The sequence below is a fragment of the Pseudarthrobacter sp. NamE5 genome (genome assembly GCF_005796225.1).
In the GTDB taxonomy this organism is placed as follows: Bacteria; Actinomycetota; Actinomycetes; order Actinomycetales; family Micrococcaceae; genus Arthrobacter.
The window spans coordinates 78342-93216 of record NZ_VAHO01000016.1; the positions used below are offsets into that span (position 1 = coordinate 78342).

Below are 14875 nucleotides of genomic sequence, written 5' to 3' on the forward strand. Positions count from 1 at the left end.
CGACTGTTGAATGCTCACCTTCAAGGGTATTGGGTCAGCTCCGCCAAGGATGAACCAGCGGCAGACCCGTCTCCGGGCCTTGAGCGGCTGGAACATTTGTTAAGGTTTGTTGCATGACTAAACCCCGCCGCCGCAACCATCCGCGCCTGCCCTGGGCAACACTCGCGGTCCCGGCAGTGGCAGGTGTTCCGCTTGGAATCCTGTGGTGGGTCCTTGCTCCGGGCGGTCTTAACCTGATCACCCGGGATCCAGGCCTTGCCAGCGGCACCAATCCGGCGGTCTGGCTGCCGCGGGACCTCACCTTGGCCGGCCTGCTGGTTCTGGCCGGGTGCATCCTGGCCGTCGTTGTTTCGGACAGGAAGCGCCGGGATCCGCGGGCTGAATTCCTGATGGCGCTGGCAGGAGCCCTGGGCGGTGCTGTCCTTGCCTTGCAGGCAGGCTTGCTCGCCGCCCGGTTTTGGGGTCCTGCAGTGGATGCCTCAATCAACGCCAGCATCGCCTTTTCGCTCCGGGCCTGGCCCGTGCTGCTTTTGTGGCCTGCCGCCACCGCCGTCTCGGTTTTTGCGCTGGAGCTGTTCGCCCTCCTGGGCAGGAAGCCCGACGCCGGTGGGCACCAGTCGCCGGATGCTGCGGCGTGGCCCGTAAAATAAACCAGTGACCACTTCCGCGCAGAATCCCGCCACCCCAGCCGCCGCCGTCGTAAATTTCCGCACCGTGGATCTGCGCGGGCAAAACCTGACGCTTGCGGGCCTCCGCGCGGCAGTGCCGCGCGCCCAGGGCCATACGGTGGCAGACGCGGAGGAAAAGGTCCTGGACATCATCTCCGACGTCCGGCGGCGCGGGTTCGAGGCGCTGGCCGAACTGGCCCTCCGCTTTGACGGCGTGCAGCAGGACCACCCGCTGGTTCCGCGGGAGGCGCTCACTTCCGCGCTGGAGGAGCTGGACCCGTCCGTCCGCCGCGCGCTGGAGGAATCCATCAGCCGGGCACGCCGCTTTGCCGACAGCCAGCGTCCCCGGAACGTGGACGTCCAGCTCGGTGACGGTGCCGTGGTCAGCCAGAACTGGGTACCGGTGCGCCGGGTTGGCCTCTACGTACCGGGCGGCCTGGCTGTCTACCCGTCGTCGGTGGTCATGAACGTTGTTCCGGCGCTTGCGGCCGGAGTCGGATCCATTGCCCTTGCTTCCCCTCCACAGAAGGAGTTCGGCGGGCTGCCGCACCCCACCATCCTGGCCGCCGCTGCGTTGCTGGGAATCACCGAGGTCTATGCCATCGGCGGCGCCCAGGCTGTCGCGGCTTTCGCCTACGGGGTGGCGGCAACGGAAACGGGTCCGGCGCTGGAGCCCGTGGATGTAGTGACTGGTCCCGGGAACATTTACGTGGCCACGGCCAAGCGCCTGGTAAAGGGCGTGGTGGGGATCGACTCCGAAGCAGGCACCACGGAGATTGCCATCCTTGCCGACGCCACGGCGCAGCCGCGCCTGGTTGCAGCCGACCTCATCAGCCAGGCGGAGCACGATCCCAAGGCGGCCTCGGTACTGATCACCGATTCCGAGGAGCTCGCCGCCGCGGTCCGCGCCGAGCTCGACCGGCAGGCCGAAGCCACCAAGCATTCAGACCGTGTCCGTGACGCGCTGTCCGGACCGCAGTCGGGAACAGTGCTGGTGGACAGCCTGGAGCAGGGCATCGCCGCCTGCGATGCCTATGCTGCGGAACACCTGGAGATCATGACCGCCGATGCTCCCGGTGTCGCCGCAAGGATCCGGAACGCCGGGGCCATTTTCGTGGGCGACTTCAGCCCCGTCAGCCTGGGGGACTACTGTGCAGGTTCCAACCATGTCCTGCCCACCAGCGGTACGGCAGCGTTTTCCTCCGGGCTGAACGTGACCACCTTCCTGCGCGCCATCCAGGTGGTGAACTACAGCCGGGATGCGCTGGCCGAGGTCAGCGGGCATATCGTCAGCCTGTCCGGAGCCGAGGACCTGCCGGCCCACGGTGACGCCGTGACGGCCAGGTTTGCCTGAAAAAGCCCTTTCGAAGCCGACATGTAGTAGCAGCAACCACAACATGTAGTAATTACAAGCTTGTTGTTACCCTTCGCTGGGACGTAAACTTAGAGACGCAAGGGTTCTGCCTGTATAAAGACGGGCGACCACAAAATGGCCACAGGCCCACAGGCAATACTGCCTGGGCGATCACAGAAGAGGGGAGGCGCCATGTACTGCCCGTTCTGCCGCAATCCCGATTCGCGGGTCGTTGACAGCCGGATGGCGGATGACGGCTCTGCCATCCGCCGGCGCCGCCAGTGCCCGGAGTGCGGACGCCGCTTCACCACGGTCGAAACCACCAGCCTTTCCGTGATCAAGCGGTCGGGCGTAGGCGAGCCTTTCAGCCGCAGCAAAGTGATCAACGGTGTGCGCAAGGCGTGCCAGGGACGTCCCGTCAGTGAGGATGACCTCGCGCTGCTGGCGCAGGAAGTTGAAGAGCAGATCCGTTCCTCCGGCGCAGCTGAGATTGACGCCCACGAAGTGGGCCTGGTCATTCTTGGTCCACTGCAGAAGCTGGACCAGGTTGCCTACTTGCGCTTCGCCAGCGTGTACCAGGCATTCGAATCCCTGGAGGACTTCGAATCGGCCATAGCCCTGCTCCGGCAGGAAGAAGACGCCCAGGCTCTTCCGGCCAAGGGCGCCAGGAACACCGCAAAAAGCCCACTGTAGACCCCGGTGGTGGCTGCGGAGGGGAAGCCGCAGCCACCACCGGCACCCTCGCAGCCGTGCCGGTGCCGCGCCCGCCCGTGACCATCCTGGCGCCACGAGCGGGGCGCGGACACAGCCTACTTTGCGAGTTTGTGCTTCAACGCGATTTCGATGGCGGCACCCACGATGCCGGCCTCGTTGCGAAGGACTGCCGGAACGATGGGCGTCCGGAGCTTGAGCTTCGGCAGGTACTCGTCCGCCCGCTTGGAGATGCCGCCGCCCACGATGAACAGTTCAGGCGAGAACAGGAATTCCACGTGGGAGAAATAGCGCTGCAGCAGGACGCTGTACTCTTCCCAGGAAAGTCCGTCACGCTCCCTGGCCACGGCCGAAGCCTTGGTTTCGGCATCGTGCCCGTCAATTTCCAGGTGTCCCAGTTCAGCGTTGGGAACAAGCTTGCCGTCGAAGATGAAGGCGGAACCGATGCCCGTGCCCAGCGTGATCACCAGGACGGTGCCCTTGACGCCGGCGCCTGCGCCGTAGCGGGCTTCCGCAAGCCCGGCGGCATCGGCATCATTGATGACTTCCACCGGCCGGCCCAGGCGGGCGGTCAGGAGCGCGTCGATGTCAGTGTTGAGCCAGCTTTTGTCCACATTGGCTGCGGAGTGCACCACGCCGTGCTGGATGATGCCAGGAAAGGTAACGCCTACTGGCGAGCCGGCAGCAGGTGCCTCCGGGCGGGCAGAAAGCTCGGAAACCACCAGCGCCACTGCTTCGGCAACAGCCTCAGGCGTGGCCGGCTGCGGGGTGGGTACGCGGAACCGCTCGCCCAGCAGCTTGCCCTTTTTCAGGTCGACGATGCCGCCCTTGATTCCCGTGCCTCCGATGTCGATGCCGATCAGCGGGGCGTTCTTCTGCGATTTGTCGTCCTTCTTGGCCAATGGGTTTCCGTTCGTGGCAGGGGCGGGCAGGGGAGCGACGGCCGGGGCGGCCGGCCGGAATCGATGTCCGGTGGGTACCGGTGATGGGTAAAGCGGCGATCAGTACATCAGGCTGGTCACCAGTGCAGGCTAGGGCAGGGTGAGTATCTCCGCGCCGGACTCCGTGACCAGCAAGGTGTGCTCGAACTGGGCGGTACGCTTCCGGTCCTTCGTGACCACTGTCCAGTCATCGGCCCACATGTCCCACTCCACCGTGCCCAGGGTGAGCATCGGTTCGATCGTGAAGACCATGCCGGCCTCGATGACCGTGTTGTAGGCAGGGGCGGCGTCGTAGTGCGGGATGATAAGCCCGGTATGGAAGGCCTCACCCACCCCGTGCCCGGTGAAGTCACGCACAACACCGTAACCGAAGCGCTTCGCGTAGGACTGGATTGCCCGGCCAATGACGTTGATTTCCCGGCCGGGGGCCACGGCCTTGATGGCGCGGTTAAGCGACTCCTGGGTGCGTTCCACCAGCAGCCTTGATTCCTCGTCCACGTCGCCCACCAGGAAGGTGTAGTTGGTGTCGCCGTGCACGCCGTTGATGTAGGCGGTGATGTCGATGTTGAGAATGTCGCCAGCCTGGACCACCGTGCTGTCCGGGATGCCGTGGCAGATGACCTCGTTCAGCGAGGAGCACAACGACTTCGGGAAGCCCCGGTAGCCAAGGGTGGACGGGTAGGCATGGTGGTCGAGGAGGAATTCGTGGCCCACCTTGTCAAGGTGGTCAGTGGTGACACCGGGCTTGATGTGCCTGCCCACTTCGACGATCGCCTGGGCGGCGATCTTCCCGGCGATCCGGATCTTCTCGATCGTTTCCGGGGACTTGACCTCCGAACCGGTGAACTTCGCCGGTGCGGGCTTGCCAACGTACTCCGGCCGCGGGATGGACGCCGGGACGGGACGCTGCGGACCTATGGTTCCCGGGGTGAGGGAGCCGATGGGTGCAGTAGAGGCAAGGGAAGGCATAGATTGATCATATAAGGCACTGCAGAACGCCTAACAACCGGAGGCCGGGCGGGATCGGCGTAAGAATTTAAGTTACGCGGATCACGCCGCTGCTTCCCCACCTGCCGGAACGAGGAGCAGCGATGGCTGAGTACTGGTACAACATCAGGACGCACGAGATTGAAGAAGACCGGCTGTCCGACTGGAGCCAGCTGATCGGCCCCTACAAGACGAGGGAAGAGGCTGAGCACGCCCTGGAGAAGGTCAGGGCGCGCAATGAGGCCTGGGAAAAGGACGACGACGACTGACGGCAGGCAGGCGGGCAGCCCCCCGGCGCCGGGGTGCTGCACCGGAAGCTGGCGTGCTGCCGCTAGAAGGAGTGCTCGGGGCCGGGGAACTGGCCTGACCGGACATCCTCGCGGTAGGCCGTGGCTGCGTCCAGAAGGGTGCTGCGCAGGTCCGCGTACTGCTTCACAAATTTGGCCATCCGGCCGCCGCGGAGTCCGGCCATGTCCTGCCAGACGAGTACCTGGCCCGTGGTTTCCCTGCCGGCGCCGATCCCCACGGTGGGAACGGTCACGGCCGCATCCACGGCGGCAGCAGTCTCTGCCGGAACCATTTCCATCAGCACGCTGAACGCGCCGGCTTCAGCCAGCGCCACGGCGTCGTCAATCAGTCTCTGGCCGTCGTCGCCGCGGCCCTGGACGCGGTAGCCGCCAAGCGCATGCTCGCTTTGCGGAGTGAAGCCGATGTGCGCCATCACTGGAATGCCGGCGTGGACCATGGCCTTCACGGTTGGCGCATAGTACTTGCCGCCTTCGATCTTGACAGCGTGCGCCCCGCCCTCTTTGAGGAACCGGACGCCCGCGGCGACGGCCTGTCCGGGGGACACCTCATAGCTGCCGAACGGCAGGTCTGCCACCACCAGGGCACGCTTGGCGGACCGCGCCACGGCCCGGCACAGGGGCAGCAGTTCGTCCACTGTCACTGGCAGGCTGGTTTCGTTGCCGAAGACATTGTTGGATGCCGAGTCGCCCACCAGGAGCACTTCGATGCCGGCGGCGTCGAAAATCTCTGCTGTGTACTGCTCATATGCAGTGAGCATCGCGAACCTGGTGCCGTCCTTCTTGGCCTGCTGCAGGTGGTGGATGCGCACCTTGCCCGGCTTCCGCTCCGGCGCGGAGGCAGCTCCAGGAGCAGGTGCCTGGCCCGGTCCATTGCCGTACGGGGCGGTGACATCTGCGGACATGCTGGAGTCGGAGCTGTTGCTGGAGGCCATGGCATGAGCGTAGTGCTGTACCTGCCGTCCTAGCTACCGGCAGCAGCAGGGCCAGGTGGTGATAAGCGTCATAACGGGCTGTCCGTACGCCGCAGAAGCCGGCGAATAAGGCCGGGCCTCCTATACAAGGGGCAGGAGGGCAGAAGGGCGGGCGGGGCAACGCAAATCCCGGTAGCGCGGTGTTAACGCTGTGTTACGCAGCCCGCAGGCTCCAGCATCGGCGGCGAATGCTTAGTACAGTGTTGGTGAACTGCTGCCGGCTTCCCCTCCGCGGACCCGGAGCATGGACGTTGACCGGAGAAGAGGCCATCATGGACCGCCAGCAAGAGTTTGTCCTGCGCACGATCGAAGAGCGCGACGTACGTTTCGTGCGCCTGTGGTTCACCGACGTCGTGGGTTCGCTCAAGTCCGTGGCCCTCGCCCCCGCCGAGGTTGAGGGTGCCTTCGAGGAAGGCCTGGGCTTCGACGGTTCCGCTATTGAAGGCCTGGCCCGCGTGTTCGAGTCGGACATGCTGGCCCAGCCGGATCCCTCCACCTTCCAGATCCTGCCCTGGCGCGGGGAGACGGAACAGACGTCGCGCATGTTCTGCGACATCCTGACGCCGGACGGGGAACCGTCCGCGGCGGACCCCCGCAACGTCCTGAAGCGTACCCTCGCCAAGGCTGCGGACATGGGCTTCACCTGCTACACCCACCCTGAAATCGAGTTCTACCTCCTCAAGTCCCAGGAGCCCGGTCCGGACGGGGCGCCGGTTCCGGTAGACGAGGGCGGCTACTTCGACCACGTTCCGGGCGGTGTTGCCCAGGACTTCCGCCGGACGGCCGTCACCATGCTGGAATCGGTAGGCATCTCCGTGGAGTTCAGCCACCACGAGGCCGGCCCGGGGCAAAACGAGATCGACCTGCGGTACGCCGATGCCCTCCAGACGGCGGACAACATCATGACGTTCCGAACCGTCATAAAGGAAGTGGCCCTCCAGCAGGGCACCTATGCCACGTTCATGCCCAAGCCGTTCACGGCCCACCCCGGGTCCGGCATGCACACCCACTTCTCGCTGTTCGAGGGGGACACCAACGCTTTCTATGAGGCCGGCGCGGAGTTCCAGCTGTCGAAGACGGCCCGCCAGTTCATTGCCGGCATCCTCAAGCACGCGCCGGAATTCACCGCTGTGACCAACCAGTTCGTGAATTCCTACAAGCGCCTTTGGGGCGGCGGCGAGGCGCCGAGCTACCTGAGCTGGGGCCACAACAACCGCTCTGCCCTGGTCCGCGTGCCCCTGTACAAGCCGGGCAAGGGCCAGTCCGCCCGGATCGAATACCGGGGCATCGATTCCGCGGCAAACCCCTACCTTGCCTATGCGGTCCTGCTCGGCGCCGGCCTGAAAGGCATCGAGGAAGGCTACGATCTTCCGGCTGCAGCAGAGGATGATGTCTGGTCGCTCAGCTCCGCCGAACGCCGCGCCATGGGCCACGACCCCCTGCCGGCAAGCCTTCATGACGCCATCCGGACCATGGAAGATTCGGAACTGATGCCCCAGATCCTGGGCGAGCAGGTTTTTGAGCACTTCCTGCGCAACAAGCGCGCCGAGTGGCAGGACTACAGGCTCCAGGTGACGCCCTACGAGCTGCAGCGCAACCTCGCCATTCTGTAGGGGGCGGGCGTGAGTCTGGCACGCCGCCTTATCGCGGCCGGTTTCAGTGACCTGGAGAAGGGCGAGCGGTTCCTGTCCGCACCCGAACTTGACGGGCTGGACCAGGACAGGCTGTTTGCGGGCCTGCAGATGGCGGCCAGCCCGGACACTGCCCTCCAGTCACTGGTCCGCCTGATCGAAAAGCATCCGGACCTGCGCGAGCTGGCTGCTTCGGACGTTGATACGAGCGAGCCGATGTACCGTGTTCTCGGTGCCTCTGAGGCACTTGGGGAGTTCCTGATCCGGCACCCTGAGCATCTGCAGGCTTTCCGCGTCAGAGTCAGCCCCGAGCCGCTGCAGACTGATTCCGCGGAACTGCGCGAGACCCTCCTGCGTTCGGTGGGTGCCGACCCGCGCGCGGCCCGGCCAGTGGCCGGCATGGCAGGAACTACGGCTTACGAGGCGCTGCGAACGGCGTACCGCAGGGGAGTGGTGGACCTCGCCGTCAAGGACCTGTGTGCCGCCGATCCCCTGGACTTCCTCCCGGCTGTGGGCGGGGAACTGGCTGATCTTGCCGGGGCAGCCATCGAGGCGGCCCTCGCGGTCTCGCGAGCTGAGGCAGCGGAGCAGTACGGCGCCGGCGACGTTGCCGAAGTGGGCCTCGCCGTGATTGGCATGGGCAAGTGCGGAGCCCGCGAGCTGAACTACATCTCCGACGTCGACGTCATTTATGTGGTGGACCCAGGTGGCCTGGAGGATGCGCACGCAAATACCATCGGTACTGCCCTGGCCGCCGGGATCTCGCGGGCCATCTCTTCCGTGGCCCGTGAGCCAGGCCTGTGGGAAGTGGACGCAAACCTCCGGCCGGAGGGGAAGTCCGGACCGCTGGTGCGCACCCTCGCCTCGCACGAATCCTACTATGCCCGGTGGGCGGAAAGCTGGGAGTTCCAGGCGCTGCTGAAGGCGCGTGCCATCGCCGGGGACGCAGGCCTGGGCCGCCGCTATGAGGAGGCCGTCGCGCCCCTGATCTGGAGTTCAGCCAGCCGGGACGGTTTCGTGGAATCCGTCCAGGCCATGCGGCGGCGTGTCACCGAACACATCCCCGCCGCCGAGGAGCAGCGGCAGATCAAGCTGGGCCGCGGCGGCCTGCGGGACGTCGAGTTCACCGTCCAGCTGCTTCAACTCGTGCACGGCAAAGCGGACGAGACGCTGCGGCGGCGCGACACCACCTCTGCCATTGCCGCATTGTCTGCCGGAGGATACATCGGCCGTTCGGATGCTGCCGCCTTTGACAACGCCTACAGGTACCTGCGCCTGCTGGAGCACCGCATCCAGCTGTTCCAGCTGCGCCGGACGCATCTCATGCCGGTAGCGGAACCGGCACTCAGGGCGCTGGCCAAGGCGGTACTGGGCCCGTTTTCCAATGAGCGGCCGCACCCGGATGCGCTGCTCGCCACGTGGCAGAAGACCAAGCGATCGGTGCGTGAGCTCCACGAGCGGATTTTCTACCGGCCGCTGCTGAACACAGCTGCCAAGCTCAGCAGCGAAGACGCCAGGCTGACGCCGGAGGCTGCCCAGGGCAGGTTGGCCGCCCTGGGATACCGGGATCCGAAGGGTGCCATGCGCCACATTGAGGCGCTTACGGCCGGGGTCAGCCGGCGGGCAGCACTGCAGCGGCAGCTGCTGCCGATCCTCTTGGACTGGCTGGCCGAAGGGGTTGACCCCGACGCCGGACTCCTTGCCTTCCGGCGCGTCAGTGAAGCTTTGGGGACCACGCACTGGTACCTGGGCATGCTCCGCGACTCCAATGCTGCTGCCGAGCGGCTCTGCCACATGCTTTCCAATTCCCGTCTCATTGCTGACCTGCTGGAGGTCTCGCCGGAGTCCGTCGCGTGGCTGGGCCATGACAGGGACCTGGTGCCCGTGAGCTTCGAGGCCCAGTGGCAGGAAATTGTCTCCAAGATGTCACGGCATGAGGATCCAGAGAGCGCCATGCGCCTCATCCGTCTGATCCGCCGCCGCGAGATCCTTCGCGTTGCCGTCGCTGACTCCGCAGGACTGCTCAGCCAGGACCAGGTGGGCGCCGCCCTGGCCGACACTGACCGGGCCGCCGTTCTTGGCGCCCTGCGGGTGGCTGAAGGCATAGTCGCCGCCAGGGGCCCGCTCAAGACCGCTGTGCTGGTGGTGGCCATGGGACGCCAGGGCGGCCGCGAGATCGGTTACGGTTCGGACGCAGACGTGATGTACGTGCACCGGGCACGCCCTGGCTTCACCGACGCTGAGGCGCAGGAGCAGGCGGCGCGGATCGTGGCCAAGGTCTCCACACTGCTGACTCAGCCGCTGAAGCCCGCCATCTTGGCCGAACGGATCCTTCAGATGGATGCGGACCTGCGGCCGGAGGGGAAAAACGGCGCCATGGTCCGGTCCCTGGACTCGTTCGCCGAGTACTACCGGCGCTGGTCACTGATCTGGGAGGCCCAGGCACTGCTGCGGGCGCGTCCCATGGCCGGTGACGACGGCCTGGCTGCTGATTTCATTGCCCTCATCGACCCCATCCGGTATCCGGAAGCCGTTTCTGAGCAGGATGTCCGGGAGATCCGCAGGATCAAGGCACGCGTGGAATCGGAACGCCTTCCCCGCGGCGCCGACCCGGCACGGCACCTTAAGCTGGGCCGCGGAGGACTCAGCGACGTCGAGTGGCTGATCCAGCTGCTGCAGCTGCAGCACGCCGGAAAGCACCCGGAACTGCGGACCACGTCGACTGTTCCGGCGCTGGAAGCGGCTGCCGGCCTTGGCCTGCTGGCGGGGAACGATGCCGATCTCCTGGCCCAGGCCTGGCGGCTGGCGAGCAGGATCAGGTCCGCAAACGTGATCTGGAGTGGCAAGGCTTCGGACGTTTTGCCGTCCTCGCGGCGGGACCTGGAAGCGGTGGCGCGGTGGTGCGGCTATGAGCCCGGGAACGCCACTGCGCTTGAAGAGGACTACCTGCGCGTCAGCCGGCGCGCCCGGGCAGTCTTCGAACGGGTTTTTTACGGCCAGTGATGGATACCACCGTTTGGCTGATTTCGCTCCGGGACCTGGACGCAGACGCGCGGGCGGTCCAGCTCGGAGCCGTTGCTGATCTTGAACTGGGCCCTGGCCAGGACAGGTATGTCGGTGACCCGCTCCGGATGGTCCTGGCAGGACTTGCTGAAGAGGCGCGCCGGCCCTACGTGATCGAGTTTGGGGGCCGCGCTGTCGGCGTGCTGACGCTGCAGTCGGGGGCGGCACGTTTGGCGGGCTGGCCGGATGACCACTCGGCCTGGCTGCTGCGGGGTTTCCTAATCGACAGGCGGGAACAGGGCAGGGGGCTGGGCCCGCTGGCCGCTGCCGCCGCTGTGGCAACCGCTGAAAAGCTGACCGATCGCCAGAGTGGCGGCGAGGCCGGCGTCGTACTCTCCGTCAATGAGGCGAACCTGGCCGGATTGTCCGCCTACCGCCGGGCGGGCTTCAGCGACCGGGGCCGGTACACCGGAGGACCCGCAGGGCCCCAGCGGGTTATGTTCCGCAGCTTTGGGCCACAATGACGTAACGGCTCCGGTGGGCCGTTTGCGCTAACAAAGCAATTGCCCGATCATGTGGATTGGCGGTGTTCTTCAAACCTTGTTGGGGGGAAGGCTGGAACAGTCTTCGTCTCGGGGGGCATTCGTCAGGGGGTCCGGCTCCCGGTCTCAGCACGTCTGGAGCCGGACCTCCACCTTCTGGCACCAATTCCCTCCGCGCAGGACGTGCTCCTGCCGGGCATGCAAAAGGCGGCCACCGGAGTGTCCGGTGGCCGCCTTCACAGTCTTGGATCGTAAAGACTAGACGCCGTAGTAGAGCTCGAACTCGTAGGGGTTCGGGCGCAGGGACAGCGGGCGGATCTCGTTCTCGTACTTGTACTCGATCCAGGTGTCGATCAGGTCCTGGGTGAATACGCCGCCGGCCTGCAGGAACTCGTTGTCCTCACGCAGGGCCTCCAAGGCTTCCTCGAGCGTGCCCGGTGCCTTGGGGATGTCCTTGGCTTCCTCGGCCGGGAGCTCGTAGAGGTCCTTGTCGATCGGTGCCGGGGGCTCGATGCGGTTGCGGATTCCGTCGATGCCGGCCATCAGCTGGGCAGCGAACGCCAGGTACGGGTTGGAGGAGGGGTCCGGAGCGCGGAATTCGATGCGCTTGGCCTTGGGATTGGTGCCCGTGATCGGTATACGGATACCGGCGGAGCGGTTGCCCTGCGAGTAGACCATGTTGACCGGAGCTTCGAAGCCCTTGACCAGGCGGCGGTACGAGTTGACCGTCGGGTTGGTGAAGGCAAGGACGGCGGAGGCGTGCTGCAGCAGGCCGCCGATGTACCAGCGGGCGGTGTCGGACAGCCCGGCGTAGCCCTTCTCGTCGTAGAACAGCGGCTCGCCGTTGCTCCACAGCGACTGGTGGCAGTGCATGCCCGAACCGTTGTCACCGAAGACCGGCTTCGGCATGAAGGTTACCGACTTGCCCCAGGCATCCGCGGTGTTCTTGATGACGTACTTGAACTTCTGCAGGTCGTCTGCAGCGTGCGTCAGCGTGGTGAACTTGTAGTTGATCTCAGCCTGGCCGGCGGATCCCACTTCGTGGTGGCTGCGCTCAACCTCGAGGCCGGCCTCGTCCAGGGCCACGCACATGGCGTCGCGCAGGTCGGCCTGCTTGTCAGTAGGGGAAACGGGGAAGTAGCCGCCCTTGACGGGAGTTTTGTAGCCGAGGTTTCCGCCCTCTTCCTCGCGGCCGGTGTTCCAGTGGGCTTCCTCGGAATCGATCTTGTAGAAGCTGCCCTGCGGGGAAGACTGGTACTGGACGTTGTCGAAGACGAAGAATTCGGCCTCGGGAGCGAAGAACGCGGTGTCGGCGATGCCGGTGGACGCCAGGTAGGCCTCGGCCTTCTCAGCAACGCCGCGGGGGTCACGGTGGTAAGGGTCACCGGTGCGGGGGTTGACGATGGAGAAGTTCAGGGCGAGGGTCTTTTCCATGCGGAAGGTATCCAGGAACGCCGTGGTGACGTCCGGGATCAGCTGCATATCCGACTCTGCGATGCCCTGGAAGCCGCGGATGGAGGATCCGTCGAAGAGCTGGCCGTTGATGAAGAAGTCAGCGTCAACACTCTTGGCGGGAACGTTGAAGTGCTGCTGGACACCCGGAAGATCGGTGAAACGGATGTCGACGAACTTAATATCTTCGTCCTTGATGAACTTGAGGACTTCGTCCGCAGTCTTGAACATCTATGCTCCTAACGCATATGTGATATCTGGCGTGTAAGCCATCTGGTCCAGCGCAACCCGGGGCAGGGAAACATCACAGTGCTTCCCTGAAGTTGATTTCCTGCCGGGGGGATTCGCTCGAAACTGGTAACAGCCTATGGACGCGGCATTTCCCGTCCGTGTCCACATTGTTTCGGGCAGGTTACAGAATGCCCTGCTAAGGCAACGCTATCTTCTGTCCACACTCTGGTCTAACCACTTCCACAGTATGGGCGCCCGGAACTCGCTAAGCTTGGACGGTGGTAGATCGTAAAGACATCGGCTCCTGGCTGTCCGGCCCTGACACCTCCGGCATTTCAAAGTACCCGGGGGAGCGCCTGGGCCTGCCGGAGTCGGGACCGGGCTCCGTCGCCCGGGCAGGCCGCAGGATCGTGGCCATCATGATCGACTGGGGAATTGCGCTGCTGATCAGCAACTTCGCGTTCGCCGGCGACTCCTGGGCCACTTTGGCGATCTTCGCCGCAGAACAAATTCTCCTGATCGGAACGCTCGGCTACAGCATTGGCCACCGTCTCATGGGCATCCACGTGGTGAAAGTCGGCGGGGGCGCGCCGGGACCCCTGGCCGCCTTGGTGAGGTCCGTCCTGCTCTGCCTGGTAATCCCGGCCGTAATTTTCGATGCGGACCACAGGGGCCTGCACGACAAGGCGATGAATACCCTGCTGATCCGGCGCTAAGGGCAGCTGCGAGGGGGCCTGCCCGCGTTACACGCGGCTGGTTTCCCTGGCTGCCAAGGGACCGGGCGTTGCGGCAGTGCTGAGGTAGTTCCGCTTGTCCGCCCACCGTTCGAACAGGATGGTGGCGAACGGAAAAACGGCCGAGATACCTGCAAAGACAGCCACCAGGAATGGCCAGCGCTGCAGCCTCCAAAGGGCGAGGGCAGCAACGCCATAGCCAACGAAAAGGGCTCCGTGGATGGGCCCCGCCACCTGTACGCCGATCTCGGTGGTGCCGGCAATCCACTTGAAGTACATGCCGATGAGGAGCGCCGCCCAGCTGAAGGCTTCCGCGACGGCGAGGATCCGGAAGGCGCGGAGTACTGCGTTCTTGAAGGTCATAGGAATATCCTGTCCTGCCATAAGGGCTGCAAAGAAAACGCCCCGGCTGCCGGCCGTAGCCGGAACCGGGGCGGGTTCAAAACCTAGCGTCCGCGGTTGGGACGCGCTTTGTACGGGTCAATGCCCTTGGGGATGGGGAGGCGGTTGCCCAGCGAAGCGATCCGCTTGGACACGGCATTCACCTCAAGCTTGGTCAGTTCCTTCTTGAGTTTGCCCATCTTCCTGGCCACCTCGTTGAGGGGCACCTGGCCTTCGCCGCGGCCACTTTCAATGATGTGCACGGTGACATTGGGCAGGATGCGCGCCAGGCGCTTGCGTTCGGCGTCCAGCAGCGGCTTGACCCGGTGGGAGGGGCCTTCGCTGACCAGTACGACGCCGGGACGGCCGATGGCACGGAAGACGGCATCCTGGGTGCGCGGGTTGACAGCGACGGGCTGCTCCTCGCTGATCCAGCCTCGGCGGAGTGTGCCCAAGGCAGCGCCGGATGCGCCCGGCTGGTTTTCGATCTGCGCGAATGCGGCGCGCTCAGCCCGCCGCGAGAGGATGAACGTGGCACCCAGCAGGCCCAGCGGGATGCCAATAATCAGGCCTGTAATCCAGTTATCCAGCCAAAAGCCCACCAGGAAGCTGACAGCCACAACGCCCAGGAAAACCAGCAGCATCAGCCACGGCACCATGGGGTCATGGCGGCGCGTCATGGTGAAAACTTCACCGATCTGCTTGAGCCGGCTGGGCTTCTTTGCTTTCGGCTCTTTCGGCTTGCGTGAGAACAGACCGCGCTTCACCGCGCTGGAGCCCGCCGGAGTGGAGTTGCTGGAGTCAGGGGATTTCGCCATAGTGCCTCAATTCTACGTGACTAAAGACCAAGGGCCGGACGCCGGAATGTTCCGGTGCCGGCCCTCGGGGAGGCTATGTCCTGGTGCGGACGTCGGGTCAGGAATGCGCGGCGAGCAGGGTGCTGGCTTCCTGGCGGGTGGTT

General features: G+C 65.1%; 14 protein-coding genes. 8 read left to right on the forward strand and 6 right to left on the reverse strand.

Annotated features, from left to right (window positions below):
- The first annotated feature begins 113 nt into the window (after positions 1 to 113).
- The 3 genes from FDW84_RS16550 to nrdR all read left to right on the forward strand — a co-directional run bounded on the left by FDW84_RS16550 (position 114) and on the right by nrdR (position 2715).
- Complete coding sequence (locus FDW84_RS16550; protein ID WP_138610600.1) at positions 114 to 650, forward strand: hypothetical protein; 537 nt, start codon at positions 114 to 116, stop codon at positions 648 to 650.
- A gap of 4 nt (positions 651 to 654) precedes the next feature.
- A complete protein-coding gene (hisD, locus tag FDW84_RS16555; protein ID WP_138610601.1) occupies positions 655 to 2022 on the forward strand; it encodes a histidinol dehydrogenase in 1368 nt (455 codons plus the stop codon).
- A 192-nt stretch (positions 2023 to 2214) separates the two neighbouring features.
- Entirely contained in the window at positions 2215 to 2715 is a 501-nt protein-coding gene (nrdR, locus tag FDW84_RS16560) for a transcriptional regulator NrdR (protein ID WP_138610602.1), read from the forward strand.
- A gap of 116 nt (positions 2716 to 2831) precedes the next feature.
- Here the strand turns inward: nrdR and ppgK are convergent, their stop codons facing one another.
- A complete protein-coding gene (gene ppgK, locus FDW84_RS16565) occupies positions 2832 to 3635 on the reverse strand; it encodes a polyphosphate--glucose phosphotransferase (protein WP_138610603.1) in 804 nt (267 codons plus the stop codon).
- A gap of 129 nt (positions 3636 to 3764) precedes the next feature.
- Positions 3765 to 4643: a type I methionyl aminopeptidase gene (gene map, locus FDW84_RS16570; protein WP_138610604.1), complete on the reverse strand. Its 879-nt coding sequence runs from the start codon at positions 4641 to 4643 to the stop codon at positions 3765 to 3767.
- Positions 4644 to 4765: 122 nt separating this feature from the next.
- On the opposite strand from map, the gene FDW84_RS16575 reads away from it, so the two are divergent.
- Positions 4766 to 4930, forward strand: coding sequence for an SPOR domain-containing protein (locus FDW84_RS16575; RefSeq protein WP_138610605.1), 165 nt, complete (start codon positions 4766 to 4768; stop codon positions 4928 to 4930).
- A 62-nt stretch (positions 4931 to 4992) separates the two neighbouring features.
- Here the strand turns inward: FDW84_RS16575 and panB are convergent, their stop codons facing one another.
- Positions 4993 to 5901 carry a 3-methyl-2-oxobutanoate hydroxymethyltransferase gene (gene panB, locus FDW84_RS16580; RefSeq protein WP_138610606.1) on the reverse strand — a complete coding sequence of 303 codons (909 nt, stop codon included), beginning with the start codon at positions 5899 to 5901 and terminating at the stop codon, positions 4993 to 4995.
- A 311-nt stretch (positions 5902 to 6212) separates the two neighbouring features.
- Between panB and glnA (FDW84_RS16585) the strand changes: the two genes are divergently transcribed.
- The 3 genes from glnA (FDW84_RS16585) to FDW84_RS16595 are packed head-to-tail and all read left to right on the forward strand — an operon-like array spanning position 6213 to position 11098.
- Positions 6213 to 7553, forward strand: a complete 1341-nt coding sequence (gene glnA / locus FDW84_RS16585) for a type I glutamate--ammonia ligase (RefSeq protein ID WP_138135059.1) — start codon at positions 6213 to 6215, stop codon at positions 7551 to 7553.
- Positions 7554 to 7562: 9 nt separating this feature from the next.
- Positions 7563 to 10574, forward strand: a complete 3012-nt coding sequence (locus FDW84_RS16590) for a bifunctional [glutamine synthetase] adenylyltransferase/[glutamine synthetase]-adenylyl-L-tyrosine phosphorylase (RefSeq protein WP_138610607.1) — start codon at positions 7563 to 7565, stop codon at positions 10572 to 10574.
- Positions 10574 to 11098 (forward strand): GNAT family N-acetyltransferase, encoded by a 525-nt coding sequence (locus FDW84_RS16595; RefSeq protein WP_138610608.1) that lies wholly within the window; start codon positions 10574 to 10576, stop codon positions 11096 to 11098. Before FDW84_RS16590 ends, FDW84_RS16595 begins: the two co-directional genes overlap by 1 nt.
- Positions 11099 to 11374: 276 nt before the next feature.
- Here the strand turns inward: FDW84_RS16595 and glnA (FDW84_RS16600) are convergent, their stop codons facing one another.
- Positions 11375 to 12799 (reverse strand): type I glutamate--ammonia ligase, encoded by a 1425-nt coding sequence (gene glnA, locus FDW84_RS16600; protein ID WP_138135061.1) that lies wholly within the window; start codon positions 12797 to 12799, stop codon positions 11375 to 11377.
- Positions 12800 to 13077: 278 nt separating this feature from the next.
- On the opposite strand from glnA (FDW84_RS16600), the gene FDW84_RS16605 reads away from it, so the two are divergent.
- A complete protein-coding gene (locus tag FDW84_RS16605) occupies positions 13078 to 13515 on the forward strand; it encodes an RDD family protein (RefSeq protein WP_138610609.1) in 438 nt (145 codons plus the stop codon).
- A gap of 27 nt (positions 13516 to 13542) precedes the next feature.
- On the opposite strand, the gene FDW84_RS16610 is transcribed toward FDW84_RS16605, so the two are convergent.
- Both FDW84_RS16610 and FDW84_RS16615 read right to left on the reverse strand, forming a co-directional pair.
- On the reverse strand, positions 13543 to 13896 hold the full coding sequence (locus FDW84_RS16610) for a DUF3817 domain-containing protein (protein ID WP_138610610.1): 354 nt from the start codon (positions 13894 to 13896) through the stop codon (positions 13543 to 13545).
- 83 nt (positions 13897 to 13979) lie between these two features.
- Positions 13980 to 14732, reverse strand: a complete 753-nt coding sequence (locus FDW84_RS16615; RefSeq protein WP_138610611.1) for a DUF4191 domain-containing protein — start codon at positions 14730 to 14732, stop codon at positions 13980 to 13982.
- Positions 14733 to 14875 lie beyond the last annotated feature (143 nt).

Bases quoted from the DNA above. Each gene is read 5' to 3' on its own strand.
- FDW84_RS16550 (WP_138610600.1), top strand. From the start codon at position 114: ATGACTAAACCCCGCCGCCGCAACCATCCGCGCCTGCCCTGGGCAACA.
- nrdR (WP_138610602.1), top strand. From the start codon at position 2,215: ATGTACTGCCCGTTCTGCCGCAATCCCGATTCGCGGGTCGTTGACAGC.
- map (WP_138610604.1), bottom strand. From the start codon at position 4,643: ATGCCTTCCCTTGCCTCTACTGCACCCATCGGCTCCCTCACCCCGGGA.
- FDW84_RS16575 (WP_138610605.1), top strand. From the start codon at position 4,766: ATGGCTGAGTACTGGTACAACATCAGGACGCACGAGATTGAAGAAGAC.
- panB (WP_138610606.1), bottom strand. From the start codon at position 5,901: ATGGCCTCCAGCAACAGCTCCGACTCCAGCATGTCCGCAGATGTCACC.
- glnA (WP_138135059.1), top strand. From the start codon at position 6,213: ATGGACCGCCAGCAAGAGTTTGTCCTGCGCACGATCGAAGAGCGCGAC.
- FDW84_RS16595 (WP_138610608.1), top strand. From the start codon at position 10,574: ATGGATACCACCGTTTGGCTGATTTCGCTCCGGGACCTGGACGCAGAC.
- glnA (WP_138135061.1), bottom strand. From the start codon at position 12,799: ATGTTCAAGACTGCGGACGAAGTCCTCAAGTTCATCAAGGACGAAGAT.
- FDW84_RS16610 (WP_138610610.1), bottom strand. From the start codon at position 13,896: ATGACCTTCAAGAACGCAGTACTCCGCGCCTTCCGGATCCTCGCCGTC.
- FDW84_RS16615 (WP_138610611.1), bottom strand. From the start codon at position 14,732: ATGGCGAAATCCCCTGACTCCAGCAACTCCACTCCGGCGGGCTCCAGC.